A 21,980-nucleotide genomic window follows, 5' to 3' on the forward strand; every position below is an offset into this window, starting at 1 on the left:
TTCATACGCCTGCGCCTCGCGTGACGTGCGCGCGGGCAATCCCTATGCCGCGTCCAGAACCTCGATGGCATCGACCCGATCGGGATAGAACGCGACGTGGCCTTCGATCGGCGCAACCGCGGGAAACGGTGCCTCGTAGCTCCACACTGCATCGGCGCGCCGGGTCCCGTTGACCACAAGGTCGAAGTAACGGGCATCGCCCTTGTAGGGGCAATGGCTGGTCCGCGCCGACGGCACGAAATGCTCGGCCCGGATGTCGGCCCCGGGAATGTAGAACACCGCCGGGTAACGACCTTCTTCCAGGCGAAGCGCATCGCGCGTGTCCGCCACCGCCACGCCGGCCACCAGCACGCGCACCCGGCGCGGTTCCGGCGTCACGGTGATCGGATGGTCGGGTCCAGGTTCGATCATGATGTCCTCCCGGGTTCGGGCTTCAGCTCGACGGTTCCGAGGGCGTCGGCGAGGCGCGCTTTCGCGGTCCCGGGACGCAGCGGCTTCTGCTGGCTCTCGTGCGGGACCCAGCCGGACAGCCACAGAACCTCGAAGGTCGCGCGGATGCGCCCATCGGGGTCCGAGAAGCGCTCGGCATAGACTTCCGCGGTGCGCACCAGGGTCGCCCGGCGCAGGGGCGTCCGCCGTCGCTCGGTGAGCACGTTGGTCATGCCCATCGCGCGCAGGTCGCGCATCAGCCCGAACGGGTCGGCGTAGCGCACCGTCAGCGTATCGGTATCGGCCACCGGCAGCGCGAAGCCGGCCCGCTGCAGCAGTGCCCCGGCCTCGCGCACGGCGGCGAAGGGCGCCACCCGCGGGCTGACCCCGCCCTCGATCTCGCTCTCGGCCTGGGCGAAGCTCTGACGCAGCTCGGTCAGGGTCGCGCCGCCCAGCAGGCAGCCGAGGAACAGGCCATCCGGCCGCAGCGCCCGGCGCAGCTGGATCAGCGTTCCGGGCAGGTCGTTGACCGCGTGGAGCGCGAGCAGCGACACGGCGAGGTCGAGGCTTTCGGCGGCCAAGGGCAGGAATTCCGGGTCTCCGACGATCCGGTTGCCGCCCGGTCGGGGTACGGCCGAGAGGCGGAGACGAATCGCCTCCGGGTATCGGGCCGCGAGGACCTGTGCAGCGCCGGCGCCGGGGGTGGCCAGGTCGAGCACCGTGCCGAAGGTACGCAGCACCGCGCTGAGGCGGTCGTCCAGATCCTCGACGATGCGGTCGAGGAGGAAACCGGCGTAGCCGTTGCGCTCGGCCCGGGCGAGGCGTTGGCGGGCGAGGGCGGTGTCGAACAGGGTGGCCGGTGCATCCATGGGCCTGCACATGGCGCTTGCGGCACCGTCCCGCCAGCATCCCCTCCGCATGGCTGTGAATGACAGCGATCGCGGCTGCACACAGACCCGCGAGGTGCCCTAACCTCGCGGAACGAGTCGGCACCGTCGCCGTTCCTGCTGCGACTGGCCGCAAGGCCGAGATGGATCAGGGAGTTCAGGTCATGAAGCGCATGCTCGTCGGGGCCGCCGTGGCTCTCGCCGCCCTTACCGCCGCGAGCGGCGCCGAGGCCAAGGGCTGCATCAAGGGCGCGATCGTCGGCGGCATCGCCGGCCATTATGCCGGCCATCACGGCCTGGTCGGTGCCGCCGCAGGCTGCGCGATCGGCCGGCATCGGGCGAATTCGCAGGCCCGGCAGCGGGATCAGGACTTCGACCAGCGGGGCGCGCGCCCGGTCTCGGCCCGCTAAGCTTCGTCCTTCGCCCGCATGACGGCGATCGCGGCCGTCGCAGCGGCCCTGCGCGGCTTGCCGCGCGGGGCCTTGTCGTTGATCTACCCGCCGACCTGCTCCGGGTGCGGCAGTGCCACGGCGGATCCCGGCGCCCTGTGCCCGTCCTGCTGGACCGGCCTGCGCCTCATCGAAGAGCCCCTGTGCCAGCGCTTCGGCACGCCCTTCGCCGTCGATCTCGGCGTCGGGCCGCTGCTCTCGCCCCGGGCGATCGCCGAGCCGCCGGTTTTCGGGCGTGCCCGGGCCGTCGCGCTCTACGACGATGTCGCCCGCCGTCTCGTCCACCGGCTGAAATACGAGGATCGGCTCGACCTGTCCGGCGTGATGGGCCGGATGATGGCGGCGAGCGGCCGGACGCTGATCGCCGAAGCCGAATGCGTCGTCCCGGTCCCGCTTCACCGCTGGCGGCTGTGGCGGCGGCGGTTCAATCAGGCGGCGTTGCTGGGCCGGGTGATCGCCCAAGGCGCGGGCCTGCCGTTCGAGCCGTCGGCCCTGGTCCGGGTCCGGGCGACCCGCTCGCAGGTCGGCCTCAGCCGGCCGGCGCGGGCCGAGAACCTGAGCGGGGCGTTCCGGGTGGCGGCGGCGCAGGCGCACCGGATCCGCGGCCGGCGGGTCCTGCTCATCGACGACGTGATGACGACCGGCGCGACCGGGAACGCGGCCGCCCGGGCGCTCCTGCGCGGAGGGGCGGCATCGGTCGACCTGCTCACCTTCGCGCTGGTCGGCGACGCCGCCGGGTAAGGCTCCCGGTCAGGCCGTGACCCGCTCGCGGCTCGGAAAGCTCACCGCCAGGGTGAAGTCGAACGCCTCGGCAATGCTCTCGTACCAGAGCGAGAACGGCGTGGGCCGGGCCAGATGGAGCGCGCCCTCGGTCTCGGTCCCGGCGCGCTGCAGCGCAGCCCCGTGCTTGGCCGCCAGCCTCAGCATCGGGCCGTTGCCGGAGAGACAGCGCACGTGCAGGTCGACCACGCCGCGATGGCGCGCGGCGCGCGCGATCCGGGCGAACAGGGCCGCCCCGATCCCCTGGCGGCGGAAAGCCCGCTCGACCGCGAAGGCGGCCTCGGCGCGCGGACCCAGGATATAGGGCGACGAACCGGTTTCCATGGGGCGCAACTCCGCCAGCCCGCGCAGGACACCATCCACGAAGGCGCCGTACATCACGCCTTCGGCGGTCAGCGCCTGCGCGGCATAGGCCCGCACGCCGGCTTCGCTGACATTGCCCATGAAGCGATTCGCACGCGCCTCCGGATCGAGGCGCAGGAAGTAGTCGAGCACCGCATTGCGGTCGGCCGGCCATAGGCGCCGGACCGTGTGGGCCGACACGGCGAGGTGTCGAACGGCCATGATGGGTCTCCGGTCTGGGCGCGTTGTCGCGCCGATTGGTCCGGACGTTCCTCCCCAAAGACCCGGATGATCTCGCATCCCCATGGCCGTTGTGCAATGCAGCAATATGACTGAGCCCTGGCCTGGGCACGCTGCCATGCGCGGGCCTGATGGAACGGTTCGGCGTCGCGTGTTCTGTCGCGGGCTTGATTCGAGCCGAGCTTGCACGGCACAGGGAGGCGGCTTGGGTCGGGAACGGTCGACCGGGTGCGGGGGTGCCGATCCGGCGCCGTGGCGAGTTGCGGGGGACCGGCAGCGTGAGCGAGCAATCCGGGAAGCGACACGCGCCCTCCGCGGAGGCTCGGGCCGGCGCCGTCTCGCCCGGCCCGGTTCACGAGCGCTACGAAGCCTTGGTGGCCACGGGCGCCATCGAGCGCGACCCCGCCCAGGCGCAGCTGGTGCGTGCCCTCGATCGGCTGCTTCAGGATCTCGGACGCCGCAAGCGCGCCAGCAAGACCAGCGCGCTCGGCTGGTTGTTCCGGCGCAAGGACGAGGCCGAGTCCCCCAAGGGACTCTACATCTGGGGCTCGGTCGGGCGCGGGAAGACCATGTTGATGGACCTGTTCCACGAGGCTGCGCCGGCCCCGAAGCGGCGGGTCCATTTCCACGGGTTTCTGGCTGATGCGCACGAGCGCATCCACGCCTATCGGCAGGCGCTGAAAGCCGGCACCGTGAAAGGCGACGACCCGATCGGCCCGGTGGCCGACCAGCTCGCCGACGAGGCGACCTTGCTGTGCTTCGACGAGTTCACGGTGACCGACATCGCCGACGCGATGATCCTCGGGCGCCTGTTCGGGCACCTGTTCCGGCGCGGCGTCACCGTGGTGGCGACCTCGAATGTCGAGCCGGATCGGCTCTACGAGGGCGGCCTCAACCGCGCCCTGTTCCTGCCGTTCATCGCGACGCTCAAGGACCAGGTCGAGGTCGTTCGCCTCGATTCGCGGACCGATTTCCGCCTGGAGAAGCTGGGCGGCGCGGCCGTCTATCACGTCCCGGCGGACGAGGCCGCCCGCGCGGCGCTGGACGCCGCGTTCAAGGCGCTGACCGGCAAGGCCAAGGGTCGCCCGGCGACGATCCAGGTCCACGGCCGGGACGTGGCGGTCCCCGAGGAGGCGAACGGTGTCGCGCGCTTCAGCTTCGACGACCTCTGCCGGCAGCCGCTCGGCGCATCGGATTACATGGCCCTGGCGCGTTCCTTCCACACGGTGATTCTCGACGGGATCCCGGTGCTGAGGGAGGCCGAGCGCAACGAGGCCAAGCGCTTCATCACCCTGGTGGACACGCTCTACGACCGGCACGTGAAGCTCGTCGCGTCCGCGGCCGCCGAGGCGCAGGACCTCTACACCGCCGAGACCGGCCGCGAGGCGTTCGAGTTCGACCGGACCGTCTCCCGGCTGATCGAGATGCGCTCGCACGAATACCTCGCCTTGCCGCATGGACGGGCCGATTCCGAGGCCTCGGGTGCGAGCACCGGGCTGGTGGAGACGTGAGCGGCCGTCAGGGAGTCGGATCGATCTTTCGTTTGCGGCGGCCGAACTGGCGCGGCGCCGGTCCCCTGGGACCGCTGCTCGGCTCACCCGCCGCCTTCATCCTGCTGGTCGTGGCGCTGGTCGCGGGCACCGCCAATTACCTGGGCGGGGAAGCCGACCGCGCCGCCACCGCGCAGGCCAACGCCACCATCGCGGGGGTCGAGCGCCTGCTGTCCGAGGTCAAGGACCTGGAGACCGGCGAGCGCGGCTTCGTCCTGGTCGGCAGCGAGGATTACCTGGCGCCCTATACTCAGGCGCTCGGCAAGATCGAGACCGAGCTCAGCGCGCTCGGCTCGACCGCCCAGGAGCCGGTCCGGGCCGGCGCCCCGTCGCTCGCCGGGCTGGTGGCGCAGAAGCGCGATTTCGCCACCCGGGTGGTCGCGGCACGCCGGGACAAGGGCTTCGACGCGGCCACCGACCTCGTCCGCACCGGCGAGGGCAAGCGCGTCATGGACGCGATCCGCATGGAGGCCGCATCCCGCCAGGCGATCACCGCACAGCACCTCGCCGACCTGCAGACCCGGGAGCGCTGGCGCGGGCTGGTCCTGTTCCTGCTGTCCGGCGCGGCGGCGCTCGGGGCGATCGTGCTGCTCGCCCGCCTTGCCCTGGTGCGACGGCAGGAATCGCTGCGGATGTCGCGGCTGCTCGACGGCGTGCTGGCCAACGCCCCCGTGGGCCTCGGCTTCCTCGATCGCGACCTGAAGATCCGCCACATGAACCGGGCGCTCGCCACGATGAGTGAGCGCGGCTTCGGGGCCGATCTCGGCGCCCCGATCTGGGCGATGCTCCCGACCCTGCGCGAGGAATTGGCGCCCAAGCTCGCCGCAGCGCTGGAGGAAGGCCTGGTCTCGCCGAACGTGCCGGTGGCGGTCCCGACGCCGTCCGCCCCCGGCGGGGTGCGCCAGTTCTCGATGAGCTTCTACCCCCTGCGCGGCGACGGGACCGGAGGCGACAGCGGCCAGGATGTCGAGGGCGTCGGCCTGGTCGTGGTCGACGACACGATCCGCCACCTCGCGGAGATGCGGACCCGGCGCAGCGAGGAGCGCTTCCGCTCGCTGATCGAGGCCAGCGCGGCCATCGTCTGGACCGCCAACCCGGAGGGGAGCCTGCACCGGCGCCAGACCGCCTGGAGCCGCTTCACCGGCCAGGACGAGGCCACCTATTCCGGCCTCGGCTTCCTCGACGTCATCCACCCGGACGACCGCGCCCACACCCAGGCCGATTGGACGCGGGCGGTGACGACGCTGCAGCCCTACGCCACCGAGCACCGGATCCGGGCGCGCTCCGGCGCCTACCGCCACATGAGCGTGCGGGCGGTCCCGATTCTCGAAGCGGACGGGACGCTGCGCGAATGGGTCGGCACCCACACCGACATCACCGAGCGCAAGGAGGCGGAAGCCGCCATCGAGGCGGCCCGCGCGGCGGCCGAGGCCGCCAACGAGGCCAAGAGCCAGTTCCTGGCCAATATGAGCCACGAGCTGCGCACGCCGCTCTCGGCGGTGATCGGCTATTCCGAGATGGTCCAGGAAGAACTGGAGGATCTCGGCGAGGCCGACCTGATCGCCGACATGAAGAAGATCGAGTCGAACGCCCGCCACCTGCTCGGCCTGATCAACGACGTGCTCGACATCTCCAAGATCGAGGCCGACCGGGTCGAGATCTACGCGGAGGATTTCGATGTCGCCGAAGTGGTCCGCGACGTGGCCGCCACGGTCGAGGGCCTGATCGCCAAGAAGGGCAACACCCTGGCCCTCGACCTGGCGGAGGATGTCGGCACGGCCCATACCGACGTGACCAAGCTGCGCCAGTGCCTCATCAACCTCCTGAGCAACGCGGCGAAGTTCACCGAGAACGGCCGGATCACCCTGGGCGTCAGCCGCACCGTGGAGGCTCTGCGCTTCACCGTCACGGATACCGGCATCGGCATGAGCGCCGAGCAGGTCGGACGGCTGTTCGAGCGCTTCACCCAGGCCGACGCCTCGACGACGCGGCGCTTCGGCGGGACCGGGCTCGGCCTGTCGATCACCCGCGCCTTCTCGGAGATGCTGGGCGGCGCCATCGCGGTGGACAGCCGGGAAGGGGAAGGCACGACCTTCACGCTGACGCTCCCGGTGCAGTTCGAGGGCCCTGAGGCCGAGCATGCGGGCGTGGCCGGCGAGAGCCCGGGCGACCGTCGGACGATCCTGGTGGTCGACGACGATGCCGCCACCCGCGATCTCCTCGCCCGCTTCCTGGAGCGCGAAGGGTTCTCCGTGGCGGTGGCCGAGGACGGACGGCGCGGGCTCGAACTCGCACGCACCCTGCGCCCGAGGGCGGTGCTCCTCGACGTGACCATGCCGCAGATGGACGGCTGGGCGGTTCTGCGCGCCCTGCGGGCGGACCCGGAGATCGGCGCGACGCCGATCGTGATGGTCACGGTGCTGGACGAGCAGAACCTCGCCTTCTCGCTGGGCGCCACCGACTATCTGCAGAAGCCGATCGACTGGGGCAGCCTGCGCCACGTCATCGACCGCTTCCGGCCGGTCGCCGCCGAGGGTCCGATCCTGGTGGTCGAGGACGAGGCGGATGCGCGCGCCCATGTCTGCGCCTATCTCGGCCGCGAGGGCTTTCCGGTGGTCGCGGCCGAGAACGGCGTGCGCGCGCTCGAGACCCTGGAGGCGGAGCGGCCCTGCCTGGTGCTGCTCGACCTGATGATGCCGGAAATGGACGGGTTCGGCTTCCTGCGGGCCCTGCGCGCCCGGCCCGAATGGCGGGATATCCCGGTGGTGGTGCTCACCGCCAAGGACATCACCGCCGAGGATCGTCGGCGCCTGGCCGGCCAGGCCGACCGGGTGCTCGCCAAGGGGACGACAGGCTTGAGCGAGCTGGCCCGGGAGCTTCGAGCGTTGATGCCCGGGCACGCCGAGGCGGAGTGAGCCGGCCAGGGCTCACCCCGTCCCGGTGATCAGACGCCGCGGAACGCCATCACGAGTGCTCCGACGGCGATGCCCCAGAGCGCCAGGGTCGACCAGATCGCGCGCCGGCCCTCGCTGCGGGCGAAGTGCTCCAGACGCCGCGCATCGCCGGTCCCGGCCTCGTCGAGCCGGATCAGCACGCGCTTGAGCCGGGTCGCGAGATCGGGAATATCGCCGACCAGATCGGAGACCACCCGCAGCGCCTCGAAGCCGCTCTGTGCGCGCCCGAGCGGGCCGGCATTCTTGGTGATCCAGCTGCGCACCACCGGCTCGGCGGTGGTCCACATGTCGAGGCGCGGATCGAGCGAGCGGGCCACGCCCTCGACCACCACCATGGTCTTCTGGAGCATCACGAGTTCGGTCCGCGTGCTCATGTCGAACAACGCGGTGATGTCGAACAGCAGGGTCAGCACCTTCGACATCGAGATCTCGTCGGCCCGGCGCTGGTGGATCGGCTCGCCGATCGCCCGGATCGCCTGCGCGAAATCCTCCACCGAGTGGTGCGCCGGCACGTAGCCCGCCTCGAAATGCACCTTCGCCACCCGGCGGTAGTCGCGCAGGATGAAGCCGAGCAGGATCTCGGCCAGGAACCGGCGCTCGTTCAGGCCGAGCCGGCCCATGATGCCGAAATCCACCGCCACCAGCCGGCCCTCGGCATCGACCATCAGGTTCCCCTGGTGCATGTCCGCGTGGAAGAAGCCGTCGCGGATCGCCTGCCTCAGGAAGCTCTGGATCACCGTGCGGCCGATCGCCTGCGGATCGTGGCCGGCGGCGGCGAGTTCGGCCGCGCTGTGCAGGCGCACGCCCTCGATCCACTCGGCCGACAGCACCTCCCGGGCGGTCAGCTCCCATTCGGGCTTCGGCACGCGGAAATCGAGGTCGTCCTTGGTGTTCTCCGCGATCTCCGAGGCGGCGGCGGCCTCGAGGCGGAAATCCATCTCCATCAGCACGGAGCGGGCGAGGATCTCGACGACCTCGCGCGGGCGCAGCCGCTCGGCCTGCGGCGAGAGCGCGTGCACCACCCGGGCCATGAACCGCATGACTTCGAGGTCGCGCATGAAGCGCTCGCGCACGCCCGGGCGCATCACCTTGACGGCGAGCGCCCGCTGGGTGCCGTCGGCATCCTGCACCACGGCCTTGTGGACCTGCGCGATCGAGGCGGCGGCGATCGGCTCGCTGAACGATACGAACAGCGCGTCCACCGGCTTGCCGAGCGCCATCTCGACCACCTTGAGGGCGGTCTCCTGCGGGAACGGCGGCACCCGGTCCTGCAACCGCTCCAGGTCGGAGGCCGCCCGCATGCCGACGATGTCGGGCCGGGTCGCCAGGAACTGGCCGAACTTCACGTAGGACGGGCCGAGCCGAGTCAGGGCGGCCGACAATCCGGCGGCGCCATGCCCCAGGCCGCGCCGCTCCAGGGTCCGCCCAAGCTTCAGGGCGAAGCGCAGATGGGCCGGCAGCTCGGACGGGTCGACCAGGGCGAGGGCGCCCTCGCGCGCCAGGACGAAGCCGACCCGGGCACCGCGGAACAGGTTGATCGCGGCGCCGATCATGAACGCACCGGGGCTTTCCCCCCCACCGCGACGGCGGGCGGGCGGTGGCATGCGTTGGCCAAGATCAGGAGACCTTCCAGCCGGAATGGATCGCCACGATCCCGCCCGACAGCGGCCGGTCCGTGACGTGGCGGAAGCCGGCGCGCTCGATCATGCCCGCGAAGGCGCCGCGCGTCGGGAACTTGCGGATCGACTCGACCAGGTAGCGGTACGATTCGGCATCGCCGGCGACACGGGCGCCGATCCGCGGGATCACGTGGAAGGAATAGGCGTCGTAGATCTTGTCGAGCAGCGGGATGTCGACCGCGGAGAATTCCAGGCACAGGAACCGGCCGCCGGGTTTCAGTACCCGGCGCGCCTCGGCCAGCGCGGTCTCGATCCGCGGCACGTTCCGGATGCCGAAGGCGATCGTGTAGGCGTCGAAGGCGGCGTCCGGCAGCGGCAGGCTCTCGGCGTTGCCGGTCACGAAGGCGATCCGGTCGCTCGCATCCTCGACCTTCTCCCGGGCCCGCTCGGCGCCGACGCGCAGCATCGATTCGTTGATGTCGAGCACCGTGACCCGCGTCTTGGGGCCGCCCGCGGCGAGCACCCGGAACGCCACGTCGCCGGTGCCGCCGGCCACGTCGAGATGCGCGAAGGGCCGGCCCTGCGGCGGCCGCAGCATCGAGACGAGCTGCGCCTTCCAGGCCCGGTGCAGGCCCGCCGACATCAAGTCGTTCATGACGTCGTAGCGGCGGGCGACCGAGTGGAAGACGCTGTCGACGCGCCCCTGCTTCTCGTCGAGCGACACGCGCTCGAAGCCGAAATCCGCGCTCTCGCGCTCCGTCGCCCCGTCCCCGGCCTTCATGACGCTCCCGTTCTCAGAGCCGTTCCCGATCGCGCTGCGCCCGGGAACGGCTCCAAGTTCTCGATGTGACGCGCTCGCCGCCGAACCGGCATCCGCCTCGGCGGCGAGCGCTTTTAAGCCCGTGCGTCATAGCGAAGGCCGCGCCCATCCGCCATGCGTCCTATCACGCGGGCGGTGACGGATCCTCAGCCGACGCGGGCGCGCAGGGCGTCGGCGACGGCGTTCGCCATGGCGCGGGTGCCCATCGGGTTGGTGCCCTCGCCGGCGATATCGGCGGTGCGCGCGCCGCTTGCGAGCGCGTCCATCACGGCGCCGTCGAGCGCGTCCGCCGCCTCGCCGAGCCCGAACGAGTAGCGCAGGCACATGGTGAGCGAGCCGATCATCGCGATCGGGTTCGCCTTGTCCTGGCCGGCGATGTCCGGGGCCGAGCCGTGGCACGGCTCGTACAGCGCCCGGCGCACGCCGCTGTCGTCCACGGCGCCCAGCGAGGCCGAGGGCAGCATGCCGAGCGAGCCGGTGAGCATCGCGGCGAGGTCGGACAGCACGTCGCCGAACAGGTTGTCGGTGACCAGCACGTCGAACTGCTTCGGCCGGCGCACCAGCTGCATGGCGCAATTGTCGGCGAGCACGTGCTCCAGCTCGATCTGGGCGTAGTGCTCGGCATGGACCTTGGTCACGACCTCCTTCCACAGGACGCCGGACTTCATCACGTTGTGCTTCTCGGCCGAGGCCACGCGACCCGAGCGCTTGGCCGCCAGATCGAAGGCGACATGGGCGATCCGCTCGATCTCGCCGGTGGTGTAGACCTGCGTGTCCACGGCCCGCTTGGAGCCGTCCGGCAGGGTCGTGATCTCCTTGGGCTCGCCGAAATAGACGCCGCCGGTCAACTCGCGGACGATCATGATGTCGAGGCCCTCGACCAGCTCGCGCTTGAGCGCGGAGGCGTCGGCCAGCGCCGGGTAGCAGATCGCCGGCCGCAGGTTGGCGAACAGCTCGAGGTCCTTGCGCAGGCGCAGCAGGCCGGCCTCCGGGCGGTTCTCGTAGGCGACGCCGGCCCATTTCGGGCCGCCCACCGCGCCGAGCAGGATCGCGTCCGCGGCGCGGGCACGCGCCAGGGTCTCGTCCGAGAGCGGGCGGCCATGCGCATCGAGGGCGCAGCCGCCGACGAGATCGGTCTCGGTCTCGAAGGTCGCGAGCCCGGTCTCCTTCAGGGCGTCGAGCACGACTTGCATGCCGCCCGCGACCTCCGGGCCGATCCCGTCGCCGGGCAGGAGCAGGAGCTTGTAGCTGGCCATGACGGTCTCGCGGGTTCTCTCTCGACGTGCCGGCGGGCTTTATCGAGGGCGGGGCGCGCTTGGCAAGGCGCCGAGCCGGGGCGGACCTTGTGTTTCCGTGGCGACGGCGCTACCTCTGCCGGCCACCGCGCGGGTGCTGCGTCACGCCGTCCGCGCCCCACCCGGGAGAGACGAGCCTTGGCCAGAGCCGGCTCAGCGATCGAGACCGCCCGCGCCGCCTCTACGGTGCTTCGGTCCCGTGCGCGCCGCTCCGGGCTTCTTCTTCCGCTTCTGCTTACCCGCCCCTGAGGGCCGTCTGGGCGCGCGCGCCTGGGCCTTCAGGGGAGTTTCTGCACTCGCGACATCCAGCCCCGCCCGGGGCACCACGCCGGCCCGAGCCTTCTGCCGGGCGGCCCGCGATAGGGTAACGCCATGACCACCAGCACCACCGCCCGCGAACGCATCGTCATCTTCGACACGACCCTGCGCGACGGCGAGCAATGCCCCGGCGCCACCATGACCCACGACGAGAAGCTGGCGGTCGCCGAGCTCCTCGATACGATGGGCGTCGACATCATCGAGGCCGGCTTCCCGATCGCGTCGATCGGTGACTTCGAGGCCGTGTCGGAGATCGCCCGGCGCACCAAGCGCGCCACCATCGCGGGTCTCGCCCGCGCGATCCCCGCCGACATCGCCCGGGCCGGCGAGGCGGTGCGTCACGCCAAGCGCGGGCGGATCCACACCTTCGTGTCGACCTCGCCGATCCACCTCGCCCACCAGATGCGCAAGAGCCAGGACGAGGTGCTCGAGATCATCCTGAAGACCGTGGCCCAGGCCCGCGACCTCGTCGAGGACGTGGAATGGTCGGCCATGGACGCGACCCGCACACCGATCGACTACCTGTGCCGCTGCGTCGAGGCGGCGATCAAGGCCGGCGCCACCACGATCAACTTGCCCGACACGGTGGGCTACGCCACGCCCTCCGAGTACCGCGACATGTTCGCGTCCGTGCGCGAGCGGGTGCCGAACGCCGATCAGGCCGTCTTCTCGGTCCATTGCCACAACGATCTCGGCCTCGCGATCGCCAATTCGCTCGCCGGCATCGAGGGCGGCGCAAGGCAGGTCGAGTGCACGATCAACGGCATCGGCGAGCGGGCCGGCAACGCCGCGCTCGAGGAGATCGTCATGGCCCTGCGCACCCGCGCGGACGTCCTGCCCTACGAGACCGGCATCGAATCGACCATGCTGACCCGCGCCTCGAAGCTGGTGAGCCACGCCACCAACTTCCCGGTGCAGTTCAACAAGGCGATCGTCGGCCGCAACGCCTTCGCGCACGAGAGCGGCATCCACCAGGACGGCATGCTCAAGAACGCCGAGACCTACGAGATCATGACCCCGGCCTCGGTGGGCCTGACCAAGACCTCCCTGGTGATGGGCAAGCATTCCGGCCGGGCGGCCTTCCGCTCCAAGCTCGACGATCTCGGCCTGCACCTGTCCGACAACCAGTTCCAGGACGCGTTCGAGCGGTTCAAGGCTTTGGCCGACCGGAAGAAGCACGTCTACGACGAGGATATCGAGGCGCTCGTCGACGAGAACCTCGCCACCGCCCATGATCGGATCCGGCTGGTCTCGCTCTCGGTCATCGCCGGCACGCGGGGGCCGCAGCGCGCCACCCTGCGCATCGCCGACGAGACCGGGACGCGGATCGAGGAGGCGGACGGCAACGGGCCGGTGGACGCCGTGTTCAACGCGATCACCGCCCTGGTGCCGCACAAGGCCGAGCTGGAGCTGTACCAGGTCCAGGCCGTCTCCGGCGGCACCGACGCCCAGGCCGAGGTCTCGGTGCGCCTGCGCGACGGCGAGCGGAGCGTCACCGCCCGCGGCGCCGATCCCGACACGCTGGTGGCCTCCGCCAAGGCGTATCTCTCGGCGTTGAACAAGCTCGCGGCCCACGCCGTGCGGGTTCATGCACAGCACGCGGCGGCGGAATAGCAAAAAACCTGCATCCGGGGGTGGACAGCCCCCGGATGCGTTGGTATCAGCCCGCCACCCCGGACGGACTTGGTGGCCACCGGGGCGGGTCGCAGACGCGATCGGGCGCATAGCTCAGTTGGTAGAGCAGCTGACTCTTAATCAGCGGGTCCTAGGTTCGAACCCTAGTGCGCCCACCAAGATTTTCCGAACATTCTTTCGAGACGACAACCCTGAGGCCGCGGCTGAGCCGCTGCGCTTGGGGTTTCTGCATTCTGGCTTGAGCGGCGGACGGGAAGGGTCCGGCAGCGAAGCGCCGTGCGGCCCGCTGGTCCGTACACAACGAAATCCAAACCTCTCCGATAGCGTGCAGGACAATTTCTCCCGCCTGTGCGATCTAGATTTCGGAACTATCTCCGCCTGAAGATGGTCTAGCCGTCGCTTGTCGATGGTTGAACTCGGAGATTTGTCGGTTGGTTCGTTTGGCCTCGATCGTTGCCGCCGCAGGCGCCCTGGCGGCGTGCGGGCCCGCCTGGGCGGCGCCGGAGATCACCCTGGCGGCGATCGCGACGGGCCGGCTCTACGTCGTCGGGACCACGGATCGCCCGCACATGCCCGTGGTGCTGGAGGACAAGTTCCGCACCGAATCGGATGACAAGGGCAAGTTCCAGTACGAATTGGTCTACCATCCGGCCCGCTGCATCGTCGCGGCCACGATCGACGGCAAGGCCGTCGAGGCGGTCGTGAGCAATTGCGGGCAGCAATGCACGCTCGCTCCGCCGAACGCCGCGGCGGGCGCCGTGTCTGCCACAGCGCCGCTCCCGGCGATGCCGGGGCGGGCAGGGTTGCCCGCGGCCGCCGGCCCGCCGACGCGTGCGCCGCAGAACCGGGCGAATGCCGCGTCGCCTCCGGAGCGCCCGGGCGCCACATCGGAGCCCGCCGCACCGGCTCCGGCCGGGCCGGCGGCCGGCGCAGCCAGGAAGGTCCAGATCGAGCGGCCGCCGCGGCCGCCTCAGCGCCCCGTCACGCAGGCGCCTCCGCAGGCCCGTGCCGTCCAGCCCGCGAAGCCGGCCCGCAAGCCCCGGCCTTCGCCGCGTGAGGCCCCCGACGATGCCGGTCCGCCGATCGCCGACTGATCGGCGGACCGCGTCGTCGCGGATGCAGCCGGATCGCGGGGTCCATCAAGGATCGTAGCGCACCCGGCCGCATCGGCGATCGGACCGGCCGACCGCCTGCACGCCACTCCACGTGACATTTTAACTCAGACAAATATTGGACACGTCTCATCGCCGGGCTTGTTGCCTATGCTATATTAGCAACGTTTAGACTGCATATAATTCTGTTTTCGTAGTATTAGCTCGGAAACACGAATGCAATTTATGGTTTCTGAACCCTTGCTAAAAAGCTACCCTTTTTGTGCGAGACGCGAGATAATCCCACGATCCAAGATTGAAAATGATGGGTCGATCGCCGACGCGATGAAGACACTTTTTTCGGCCCTCGGCGAGCATTCCGACACCAATTTTCGGATCTGGAAAGATTTCGCGAATGCTCGCCTGATGCCGGCGGAGCTGTATCGGGTCGGCGACGGCACGTTCCACGGCCTGTTCGAGGGAACCGATCTCGGATCGCTGCTGATCACGCGTTCGACCTTCAGCGCCGTGCGCGTCGAGTCGACACCGACGACACTCCGCAGAAACGACAAGCGGGACACCCTCGCAGTCACGGTCAAGCTGTCCGGAACCTCGATGTGCGAGCAGTTCGGTCGCCAAGCGATCGTACAGCCCGGCGAGATCATGGTCCTGGATCGGGCGAGCCCGTCCGTCCGGCAAACGACCGGGCCGTCTCGCTCGCTCCTTCTGGAGATCCCGCGCGACCGCCTGGAGAACCTCCTGGGTGACGCGCGCCATTTCTCGGTCCTGAGCGTCGGGGCCGATCTCGGAAGCGCTCGGCTGGTGACGACGTTCCTCGACACGTTGCTAAGGGTCGAGAACACCTTCACGCCTGACGCCGCCCAGCGGATGTCGGCGATCGCCGTGGACCTCGTCGCGGCCGGCATCGCCGAGCGCCTGGCGCGCGAGGTGCCACGACCGCTGCACGGCACCGTCGTGGTCCAACGCGCCAAAGCCTATGTCGAGGCTCATCTCGGCGACCCGGCCCTCGACCCGCCTCAGCTCGCCGCGGCGGTGGGTGTGTCGCTGCGCAGGCTGCAGGAGCTGTTCCACGAGCATGACTAGCACATCTCCGACTGGATCTGGCAGCGGCGGCTGGAGACGGCGGCCAAGCGGTTGACCGATCAGGGATGCCGCCATCTCTCCATCGGCACTCTGGCCTATGGCTGCGGCTTCGCGAGCCAGGCCCACTTCTCCCGCCGATTCAAGGACCGGTACGGCATGGCGCCGAGTGAATTCCGCCATCTCTCGGATCAACCCGCTTCGAAAGCCTGATCGGGCGGAGCCGCGCGTCGCTGACGTCGAAACAGGGCCGGGACGCCGGGCGACGCCCTTACTCCACCGGTCAACATCCGTAGCGCGAGAGACACCCGTAATCAGCGGTTGTTAATCTATTTTCGGCAAGCATTCGCGGCTGCAGCTTGGAGCGATTTTGTATTCCGCTGCATTGCGAGGGTGTCGTGACGCTGCAATCTATATCCATTCGTACGAAGCTGATCGTGGCGTTCACCATCCTGACCGTCTTCGTGGTCGGCCTGGGCATGCTCGGTCTCGCGGCCACGCAGAAGCTGCGCGATCAGACCGTCGCGATCGAGACGAACTGGTTGCCGAGCGTCAAGACGCTGAGCGAGATCAACACGCTCACGGCCCGCAGCAGCGGGCTCCTCCTGCGCCACACGCAGGCGACCGACCCGGCGCTGCTCGCGAGCATCGACAAGGACATCGCCAACTTCGATAAGACCCTGAGCGAGAAGACCAAGCTCTACGAGACGCTGATCAGCTCGCCGGAGGAAAAGGCGCTCTACGAGACCCTGAGCCGCGCATCCGAGAGCTTCCGGGGAGTTCGGGACGAGGTGCTGAGCATCTCCCGCCGGGGTGACAAGGCACAGGCCTACAGCCTCTACGAGACGAGCGGACTTGCGCCGCGTCGCGCCGTATCCGGCACCCTCGAGAAACTCGTCGCCCTGAACAACGACGGCGCCGGCGCTGCCGAGGCGCAAGGCAAGGCGGTCTTCGAGGAGACCCGGATGCTGATCCTCATCGCGATCGGGATCGCGGTGGCCCTGTCCGTGCTGTCGGGTGTTGTCATCGTCCTGGGTGTCACACGCGGCATCCGCTCGGTGGTGGAGCCGATGCAGTCCCTGATCGCCGGCGACCTTGCGGTGACGATTCCCCATCAGGGCGCGAAGACCGAGATCGGCAAGATCGCCGACGCCGTGCAGGTGTTCAAGGATGGGCTGATCCAGATGAAGGCTCTGGAATCCGAGACCGCCCAGGCCCGGCTCGCCGCCGAGGAGCAGCGCAAGCTCGGCATGCGCCAGATGGCCCAGGATTTCGAGCAGGCGGTGGGTGGGATCATCGGCCTGGTCTCAGCCTCGGCGACCGAGTTGCAGGCCACCGCGGGGGCGATGTCGGCGATGGCGGGCCAGACCTCCGCCCAGTCCGGCGCGGTCGCGGCGGCCGCGGAAGAGGCCGCGTCCAATGTCAACACCGTGGCGGCTGCCGCGGAGGAGCTCGGCTCCTCGGTCCAGGAGATCGGCCGGCAGGTCGACGGCTCGGCCAGCCTGGCGCAGCGCGCCGTCAACGAGGCGGATCAGACAGCCGTGCTGGTGCAGGAACTCAGCGCCGCCGCGGCCCGGGTGGGCGACGTGGTCGGGCTGATCTCGTCGATCGCCGGCCAGACCAACCTGCTGGCGCTCAACGCCACCATCGAGGCGGCCCGCGCCGGAGCCGCCGGCCGCGGCTTCGCGGTGGTCGCCTCCGAGGTGAAGGCCCTCGCCGAGCAGACCGCCAAAGCCACCGACGAGATCTCGGGCCAGATCGCCCGGATCCAGGCTTCGACCGGTCAGGCCGTGTCGGCGATCGGCTCGATCGCGACGCGGATCCAGGAGATCAGCGGCGTGACGACCTCGATCGCCGCTGCCGTCGAGGAGCAGGGTGCGGCAACTCAGGAGATCGTCCGCAACGTCAGCCAGGCCGCCATGGGGACGGGCGCGGTGACCAGCAACATCGCCGGCGTCGCGGGCGCCGCCGAGGAGACCGGGACGGCGGCGAGCCAAGTGCTCGGAGCGGCGTCGGAACTCTCGCGGCAATCGGAGCACCTTGCGGCGCAGGTCAATCGCTTCCTCGCCACCGTGCGGGCCGCCTAGATCAGGACTCGGCCGCGCGCTCATTGGAGGGGGCGCGCGGCCCACCGATCAAGCAGGTTATGACCCGGGTGCGCCGGAGCACGCCCGCCGGGAAAGCTTGGGCATACATCAGGGTCACACCGCGAACACAGTCGCGGACCTGATGGAGACCGCCAATGACCCTCGCAACCCGCCTCACCATTGCCACCGCCGTGACGATCGCCACCGTCGCGGTCCTGGCCGGATCCTATGTCCAGGCCCTCAGCCTCGCCCTGCCGGCGCATTTCGTCTGATGCGGTCAGGTCCCGGCGACGGAACGCCCGATAATCGGGCGCTCCGCCGCCTTCGAGAACGAATGCCCCGCTCCGGGGAGGCAGGCGATGCACGCCATCCTGATGTCCATGGTCGACGGCGCGAGCTGGGTCGCCGACACGCTCGATAGGCTTCTCGACGACACCCTCGAGGGCTTCGGATCCGCCGCCCCGCTCATCACACGGGACGACTTCGACGATACGGCCGAAGGTCCGCGGCTTCTATCAACGAGAGCCCTCGCTCGGACGCCGTAGCAAACCGGCCGGTCGCCGCCCGGCACGACCCTGACGGCCCCGCGATACGCTGACTACGATGACGGCGCCTGACCCGAGTCCGGGCTCGCCGACGCATCCTGCGCCTCGCGATCCGGAATCTGATAGCCGCGCTCCCAGATGCGGTGCTCGTCCGAATCGGCTGGATACGGGTTGGCCGTGATCGGATCCCCGCGATCCCGGGCATGGCGCCCTTCGTCACTGATCGCCGTCGGTGAACGGGTCGACATCGTCATCGTGCAGGCCTCCCGGTGTTCGATCCGCGCTGAGTGCAGGACCCACCAGCGACGTGACAGGCTGCCCCGAACCGGATCATCGCAGGATGGTCGCGGGTGCCGCATCGGAACGCGCGCTCGATCCGGTTACGCGCCACACCGTGCCGCCGGCATCGTCGGCGATCAGCAGGCCGCCCTGGCTGTCGATCGCGACGCCCACCGGCCGGCCCCGCGCCTGCTTGTCGGCGTTGACGAAGCCGGTGACCACGTCCTGCGCCTTACCGGCGGGCTTGCCGTTCTCGAACGGGATGTAGACGACCTTGTAGCCGTTCAGCGGGTCACGGTTCCAGCTGCCGTGCTCGCCCACGAAGGCGCCGCTGCGGTAGGCTTGCGGGAGGCCGGTGCCGGTCGCGAACGCCATCCCGAGCGGCGCGACGTGCGAGCTCAGCGAGTAGTCCGGCATGAGCGCCTGGGCGACCAGCTCGAGGCGCTGCGGCATGACCCGCGGATCGAGGTTCTTGCCCCAGTAGCTGTACGGCCAGCCGTAGAAGCCGCCATCCTTCACGGAGGTCATGTAATCCGGCACCAGGTCGGGGCCGAGTTCGTCGCGCTCGTTGACCACGCACCAGAGGGTCTTGGTCTGCGGCTCGAAGGTGAGGCCGTTCGGGTTGCGCAGGCCCGTGGCGTAGAGCCGGTGGGCGCCGGTCGCCCGGTCGATCTCCCAGATCGACGCGCGGTCGGTCTCCTCGTCCAGGCCGTTCTCGGTGACGTTGCTGTTCGAGCCGACGCCCGCATACAGCTTGGTCCCGTCCGGGCTGGCGGTCAGGCTCTTGGTCCAATGGTGGTTGATCCGCCCCGCCGGCAGCTCGGTGAGCTTGGTCCCGGGCGCGGTAATCTGGGTCGCGCCGGCCTTGTAGGGGTAGCGCATCACCGCATCCGTGTTGGCGACGTAGAGGTCGTCGCCGACCAGCGCCATGCCGAAAGGCGCGTTCAGGTTCTCGAGCAGGACGGTGCGCAGCTCGGCCACGCCGTCGCCGTCGGCATCGCGCAGCAGGGTGATGCGCTGGCCGGGCTTCTCCGGCGGATGGGACAGGCCCTCCAGCCAGCCCATGATGATCTCCTTCGGCCGGTTGATCGGCGGGGTGGGTCCGCCGCTCTCCGCGACCAGGATGTCGCCGTTGGGCAGCACCAGGAGCGAGCGCGGGCTCTTGAGGCCGGTCGCGAGGGCTTTCACCTGCAAGCCGGCGGCAACCTGAGGCGTCTCGCCGTCCTTCCAGCCGATCGCTCGCGACACGTGCATCGGCGGCAGCAGGTACTGGTGCAATTCGGGCAGGGGCGGGTTCGGCCCGACCTGGGTCTGCGGATCGATCGGATCCGGTCCGCAGGCGGCCAGTAGCAGCAGGGCGGCAGTGGCAAGGGTGTTGCGGATCCGGCTCATGCGCGCTCTCCCGGCTGTACGCCGACCCGATGCCGATGGATCAGTTCCGCGCCGTTCCAGCCGGTCACCAGCAGGATGACGACCACCAGCGCGGACAGGATCAGGCCGGTCGGCACCACGGAGGTGTAGGCGTCGCGGCTGTGCACGAAGGCGTTGACGATCGCGAGGGTCAGCGCCAGCGCGTTGCCGGAGGCGTGGATCCAGGCCGGCCGCAGCCGCCGGATGGTCCGATCCCCGAAGAAGTCGATCGCGCCGGCCAGGCCGGCGAAGACTGACGCCACCAGCCCGATGCTCAACAGCCAAGCCGAGAAGTTGGCCCACTGCGTGTTGGCCGTCGACCAATAGGCGATGTCGGTGACGAGGGTCCCGACGAAGCAGACGATCGGGATCGGCACAAGCATCGGATGGATGGGATGACCGGCGATGCTGGCGGTCGATCGCGGGTAAGTTTCGGACACAGGAATCCCCGTCATACGATCACATCGTTCATCGACGATCCTACCGCGGGCCGCAGCAAAGGTTCCGCACCGGGCGCGCCTGCGGCCGTGTGGCGGGCCGCCGCGAAGGGGCGGGTTTCGCGCGGCGCCCTGGGATGCGTGCGGTCCCGCACCGTCGAAGATTGAAATCTGTGTCGTTTTCTAAAAGGGGCACTCGGCATCACTATTGCCGAGTCGGAGCAGCATCGCCATTTCTTGTCTCATTCGCGGACAGGCGGCGAAGTGCAGTCCAGGATTGAGCCAATGGCCGCTGCAACAGTAGAGAAGCCGCTCGATGTCGGTGGCCCGATGAGCCGCCGGGCAGCCGCGCTCGCCAACGTCAAATGGTTCCGCGCCCTCGCCTGGCGGGTGCTGCGCGAGGGCGGGCCGCAGGCCGCACTCCGCGCCGCCAACGCCCGGGCCGCGGCCCGTATCATCCTCCGTCAGGCCCGGCGCGACGCGCTCGTCAGCCGCATGGCGCGGGAGGCCCTGCGGGGCGATCGGGTGTCACCCTGATGCGCGCTCCGGCGCCGGTCCTCGCGACGGACGTGGTGTCATCGGGCTGAGACCGGCGAACGCGCCTCTGCGCCGGCGTCTAGGGGCTTTGGTGCGCCGCGCTCGCCGAGTCGCCGATCGGGCTCGATCCCGGCATCTGGTCCGTTGGGCCCGGAGCGCTCAGCTCATCGCCATAACGGTCGCGGGCATAAGCCTCCAGATCCCAGGCATCGTCGGGAGCCCGGTAGATGAACCGCTCCGACATCTCGGTCAGCACGATGTCCGGCTTCACGCGCTCGATGTAGCCGAAATCGACCTGCGTACTCCAAATAAAGTGCACCTCCCGGAAGGTTTCCGCCAGCATGATCGTCAGCATGATGGGCGCGAAGTGGGCGTAGCTATCGCCGAACAGCACCAGACGCCGCGGGTCTTGTGACTTGTCGTTGCGGTAGACGGTGTGGGAGCCGGTATGGAGGGTCCCGATCTGCCCTGAACGTTCTCGGTGCTCGACGATCGGGCTCGCGTAGATCCGTTCCGCGTCCCGCTGGAGCACGGAGAACGTCGCCCCTTCGGTCCAGGGCGGAATGCACACGGCGCCGAGATCGCCGGACCAATTGGCGGCGTACTGCGTCGGCCGCCGTCGAAAATCCCGCACCGGCTGCGCTCCGAGCGCCCGGCATATCTCATGATATCCGATCATCCGCCCATCGAACGTCCAGTGCGTGTCCGTCTGGAAATACAACTCAAGATCATCCCTGCGCCGCCGCATGGGCGCCACGAGATCGATCAGGATCGACCGCCAAAGCTTCCGACGCTGAAGATACCGCCTGACGTTGACAGCCCGGAGCGGGAACCGCCGATAATAGGGATCCTCGTGATACAGCCGCACCGCCGGCGACAAAACCCATTTCAAATCAATACCATCCAGCACATGGTCATAGATGGTCAGTTTTTCCGGAATCGTCACATGCTTGTAGCATATGCCCATAGCCTGCAGACGTTTGTGCCGGGTCAGGATCGCTTGACGCCACTGCCAGAGCAGCCAGCGTACAACGGGCGTGTCGACGTATTGAGACAGAACGTTGTTTGCGCCCTGCACAAGGAATAAATTTCCGCCCTTTCCGATATGAATGTGCTCCGGAACAAACATGGCTTGGTTCGCACGAAAGCTGAGACGGCAAGGCCGGCGCTGTGCC

The 21,980-nt window shown here is 69.4% G+C and carries 19 protein-coding genes, 1 tRNA gene and 1 pseudogene; 11 read left to right on the top strand and 10 right to left on the bottom strand.

Going from position 1 to position 21,980, the window contains the following annotated elements:
- Nucleotides 1-42: 42 nt before the first annotated feature.
- Nucleotides 43-411 (bottom strand): DUF427 domain-containing protein, encoded by a 369-nt coding sequence (locus tag BMZ47_RS01625; protein ID WP_091857841.1) that lies wholly within the window; start codon nucleotides 409-411, stop codon nucleotides 43-45.
- Nucleotides 408-1,298, bottom strand: a complete 891-nt coding sequence (locus BMZ47_RS01630) for a methyltransferase domain-containing protein (RefSeq protein ID WP_091857843.1) — start codon at nucleotides 1,296-1,298, stop codon at nucleotides 408-410. Before BMZ47_RS01630 ends, BMZ47_RS01625 begins: the two co-directional genes overlap by 4 nt.
- A 182-nt stretch (nucleotides 1,299-1,480) precedes the next feature.
- On the opposite strand from BMZ47_RS01630, the gene BMZ47_RS01635 reads away from it, so the two are divergent.
- Together BMZ47_RS01635 and BMZ47_RS01640 are read left to right on the top strand one after the other, a co-directional pair.
- Nucleotides 1,481-1,726: a hypothetical protein gene (locus BMZ47_RS01635; protein ID WP_091857845.1), complete on the top strand. Its 246-nt coding sequence runs from the start codon at nucleotides 1,481-1,483 to the stop codon at nucleotides 1,724-1,726.
- 18 nt (nucleotides 1,727-1,744) lie between these two features.
- On the top strand, nucleotides 1,745-2,506 hold the full coding sequence (locus tag BMZ47_RS01640; RefSeq protein ID WP_091857847.1) for a ComF family protein: 762 nt from the start codon (nucleotides 1,745-1,747) through the stop codon (nucleotides 2,504-2,506).
- 9 nt (nucleotides 2,507-2,515) lie between these two features.
- On the opposite strand, the gene BMZ47_RS01645 is transcribed toward BMZ47_RS01640, so the two are convergent.
- A complete protein-coding gene (locus BMZ47_RS01645) occupies nucleotides 2,516-3,109 on the bottom strand; it encodes a GNAT family N-acetyltransferase (protein ID WP_007559826.1) in 594 nt (197 codons plus the stop codon).
- Between the two features lie 296 nt (nucleotides 3,110-3,405).
- Here BMZ47_RS01645 and zapE point away from each other — a divergent pair, with 296 nt between their 5' ends.
- Nucleotides 3,406-4,638 (top strand): cell division protein ZapE, encoded by a 1,233-nt coding sequence (zapE, locus tag BMZ47_RS01650; protein ID WP_091858117.1) that lies wholly within the window; start codon nucleotides 3,406-3,408, stop codon nucleotides 4,636-4,638.
- 32 nt (nucleotides 4,639-4,670) lie between these two features.
- A complete protein-coding gene (locus tag BMZ47_RS01655) occupies nucleotides 4,671-7,592 on the top strand; it encodes a response regulator (RefSeq protein WP_244536710.1) in 2,922 nt (973 codons plus the stop codon).
- A 29-nt stretch (nucleotides 7,593-7,621) separates the two neighbouring features.
- Here BMZ47_RS01655 and ubiB read toward each other — a convergent pair whose 3' ends face one another.
- The 3 genes from ubiB to leuB all read right to left on the bottom strand — a co-directional run bounded on the left by ubiB (nucleotide 7,622) and on the right by leuB (nucleotide 11,326).
- Entirely contained in the window at nucleotides 7,622-9,184 is a 1,563-nt protein-coding gene (gene ubiB, locus BMZ47_RS01660; RefSeq protein ID WP_091857849.1) for a 2-polyprenylphenol 6-hydroxylase, read from the bottom strand.
- 64 nt (nucleotides 9,185-9,248) lie between these two features.
- Entirely contained in the window at nucleotides 9,249-10,031 is a 783-nt protein-coding gene (ubiE, locus tag BMZ47_RS01665) for a bifunctional demethylmenaquinone methyltransferase/2-methoxy-6-polyprenyl-1,4-benzoquinol methylase UbiE (RefSeq protein WP_091857852.1), read from the bottom strand.
- Nucleotides 10,032-10,216: 185 nt separating this feature from the next.
- Nucleotides 10,217-11,326, bottom strand: a complete 1,110-nt coding sequence (gene leuB, locus BMZ47_RS01670) for a 3-isopropylmalate dehydrogenase (protein ID WP_007559840.1) — start codon at nucleotides 11,324-11,326, stop codon at nucleotides 10,217-10,219.
- A gap of 411 nt (nucleotides 11,327-11,737) precedes the next feature.
- On the opposite strand from leuB, the gene BMZ47_RS01675 reads away from it, so the two are divergent.
- The 6 genes and pseudogenes from BMZ47_RS01675 to BMZ47_RS01700 all read left to right on the top strand — a co-directional run bounded on the left by BMZ47_RS01675 (nucleotide 11,738) and on the right by BMZ47_RS01700 (nucleotide 18,142).
- Nucleotides 11,738-13,297, top strand: coding sequence for a 2-isopropylmalate synthase (locus tag BMZ47_RS01675; RefSeq protein ID WP_091857856.1), 1,560 nt, complete (start codon nucleotides 11,738-11,740; stop codon nucleotides 13,295-13,297).
- Nucleotides 13,298-13,400: 103 nt separating this feature from the next.
- Nucleotides 13,401-13,476 (top strand) — tRNA-Lys (locus BMZ47_RS01680).
- Nucleotides 13,477-13,758: 282 nt separating this feature from the next.
- A complete protein-coding gene (locus BMZ47_RS01685; protein ID WP_091857859.1) occupies nucleotides 13,759-14,412 on the top strand; it encodes a hypothetical protein in 654 nt (217 codons plus the stop codon).
- A 342-nt stretch (nucleotides 14,413-14,754) separates the two neighbouring features.
- A pseudogene (locus BMZ47_RS01690) lies at nucleotides 14,755-15,723 on the top strand (helix-turn-helix domain-containing protein).
- 185 nt (nucleotides 15,724-15,908) lie between these two features.
- Entirely contained in the window at nucleotides 15,909-17,597 is a 1,689-nt protein-coding gene (locus tag BMZ47_RS01695) for a methyl-accepting chemotaxis protein (RefSeq protein ID WP_091857862.1), read from the top strand.
- Between the two features lie 359 nt (nucleotides 17,598-17,956).
- Nucleotides 17,957-18,142, top strand: a complete 186-nt coding sequence (locus tag BMZ47_RS01700; protein ID WP_091857865.1) for a hypothetical protein — start codon at nucleotides 17,957-17,959, stop codon at nucleotides 18,140-18,142.
- Nucleotides 18,143-18,195: 53 nt separating this feature from the next.
- On the opposite strand, the gene BMZ47_RS01705 is transcribed toward BMZ47_RS01700, so the two are convergent.
- The 3 genes from BMZ47_RS01705 to BMZ47_RS01715 form a co-directional block, all read right to left on the bottom strand.
- Nucleotides 18,196-18,396, bottom strand: coding sequence for a ribosome modulation factor (locus BMZ47_RS01705; protein ID WP_091857868.1), 201 nt, complete (start codon nucleotides 18,394-18,396; stop codon nucleotides 18,196-18,198).
- A gap of 76 nt (nucleotides 18,397-18,472) precedes the next feature.
- Nucleotides 18,473-19,813, bottom strand: a complete 1,341-nt coding sequence (locus BMZ47_RS01710; RefSeq protein ID WP_091857871.1) for a PQQ-dependent sugar dehydrogenase — start codon at nucleotides 19,811-19,813, stop codon at nucleotides 18,473-18,475.
- Complete coding sequence (locus BMZ47_RS01715) at nucleotides 19,810-20,286, bottom strand: DUF2231 domain-containing protein (protein WP_091857874.1); 477 nt, start codon at nucleotides 20,284-20,286, stop codon at nucleotides 19,810-19,812. Before BMZ47_RS01715 ends, BMZ47_RS01710 begins: the two co-directional genes overlap by 4 nt.
- A gap of 267 nt (nucleotides 20,287-20,553) precedes the next feature.
- On the opposite strand from BMZ47_RS01715, the gene BMZ47_RS01720 reads away from it, so the two are divergent.
- Complete coding sequence (locus tag BMZ47_RS01720; protein WP_007559860.1) at nucleotides 20,554-20,805, top strand: hypothetical protein; 252 nt, start codon at nucleotides 20,554-20,556, stop codon at nucleotides 20,803-20,805.
- Between the two features lie 79 nt (nucleotides 20,806-20,884).
- Here BMZ47_RS01720 and BMZ47_RS01725 read toward each other — a convergent pair whose 3' ends face one another.
- Entirely contained in the window at nucleotides 20,885-21,934 is a 1,050-nt protein-coding gene (locus BMZ47_RS01725; RefSeq protein ID WP_091857877.1) for an alginate O-acetyltransferase AlgX-related protein, read from the bottom strand.
- Between the last annotated feature and the right edge of the window lie 46 nt (nucleotides 21,935-21,980).

It is taken from the genome of Methylobacterium brachiatum (assembly GCF_900113845.1).
Classification (GTDB): Bacteria; Pseudomonadota; Alphaproteobacteria; order Rhizobiales; family Beijerinckiaceae; genus Methylobacterium; species Methylobacterium brachiatum.

Excerpts from the sequence above, each read along its gene's own strand:
- leuB (WP_007559840.1), bottom strand. The coding sequence starts at position 11,326 with ATGGCCAGCTACAAGCTCCTGCTCCTGCCCGGCGACGGGATCGGCCCG.
- BMZ47_RS01645 (WP_007559826.1), bottom strand. The coding sequence starts at position 3,109 with ATGGCCGTTCGACACCTCGCCGTGTCGGCCCACACGGTCCGGCGCCTA.
- ubiE (WP_091857852.1), bottom strand. The coding sequence starts at position 10,031 with ATGAAGGCCGGGGACGGGGCGACGGAGCGCGAGAGCGCGGATTTCGGC.
- ubiB (WP_091857849.1), bottom strand. The coding sequence starts at position 9,184 with ATGATCGGCGCCGCGATCAACCTGTTCCGCGGTGCCCGGGTCGGCTTC.
- BMZ47_RS01725 (WP_091857877.1), bottom strand. The coding sequence starts at position 21,934 with ATGTTTGTTCCGGAGCACATTCATATCGGAAAGGGCGGAAATTTATTC.
- BMZ47_RS01640 (WP_091857847.1), top strand. The coding sequence starts at position 1,745 with ATGACGGCGATCGCGGCCGTCGCAGCGGCCCTGCGCGGCTTGCCGCGC.
- BMZ47_RS01715 (WP_091857874.1), bottom strand. The coding sequence starts at position 20,286 with ATGACGGGGATTCCTGTGTCCGAAACTTACCCGCGATCGACCGCCAGC.
- BMZ47_RS01675 (WP_091857856.1), top strand. The coding sequence starts at position 11,738 with ATGACCACCAGCACCACCGCCCGCGAACGCATCGTCATCTTCGACACG.
- BMZ47_RS01630 (WP_091857843.1), bottom strand. The coding sequence starts at position 1,298 with ATGGATGCACCGGCCACCCTGTTCGACACCGCCCTCGCCCGCCAACGC.
- BMZ47_RS01705 (WP_091857868.1), bottom strand. The coding sequence starts at position 18,396 with ATGACGATGTCGACCCGTTCACCGACGGCGATCAGTGACGAAGGGCGC.
- BMZ47_RS01710 (WP_091857871.1), bottom strand. The coding sequence starts at position 19,813 with ATGAGCCGGATCCGCAACACCCTTGCCACTGCCGCCCTGCTGCTACTG.
- BMZ47_RS01700 (WP_091857865.1), top strand. The coding sequence starts at position 17,957 with ATGCACGCCATCCTGATGTCCATGGTCGACGGCGCGAGCTGGGTCGCC.
- BMZ47_RS01625 (WP_091857841.1), bottom strand. The coding sequence starts at position 411 with ATGATCGAACCTGGACCCGACCATCCGATCACCGTGACGCCGGAACCG.
- BMZ47_RS01720 (WP_007559860.1), top strand. The coding sequence starts at position 20,554 with ATGGCCGCTGCAACAGTAGAGAAGCCGCTCGATGTCGGTGGCCCGATG.
- BMZ47_RS01635 (WP_091857845.1), top strand. The coding sequence starts at position 1,481 with ATGAAGCGCATGCTCGTCGGGGCCGCCGTGGCTCTCGCCGCCCTTACC.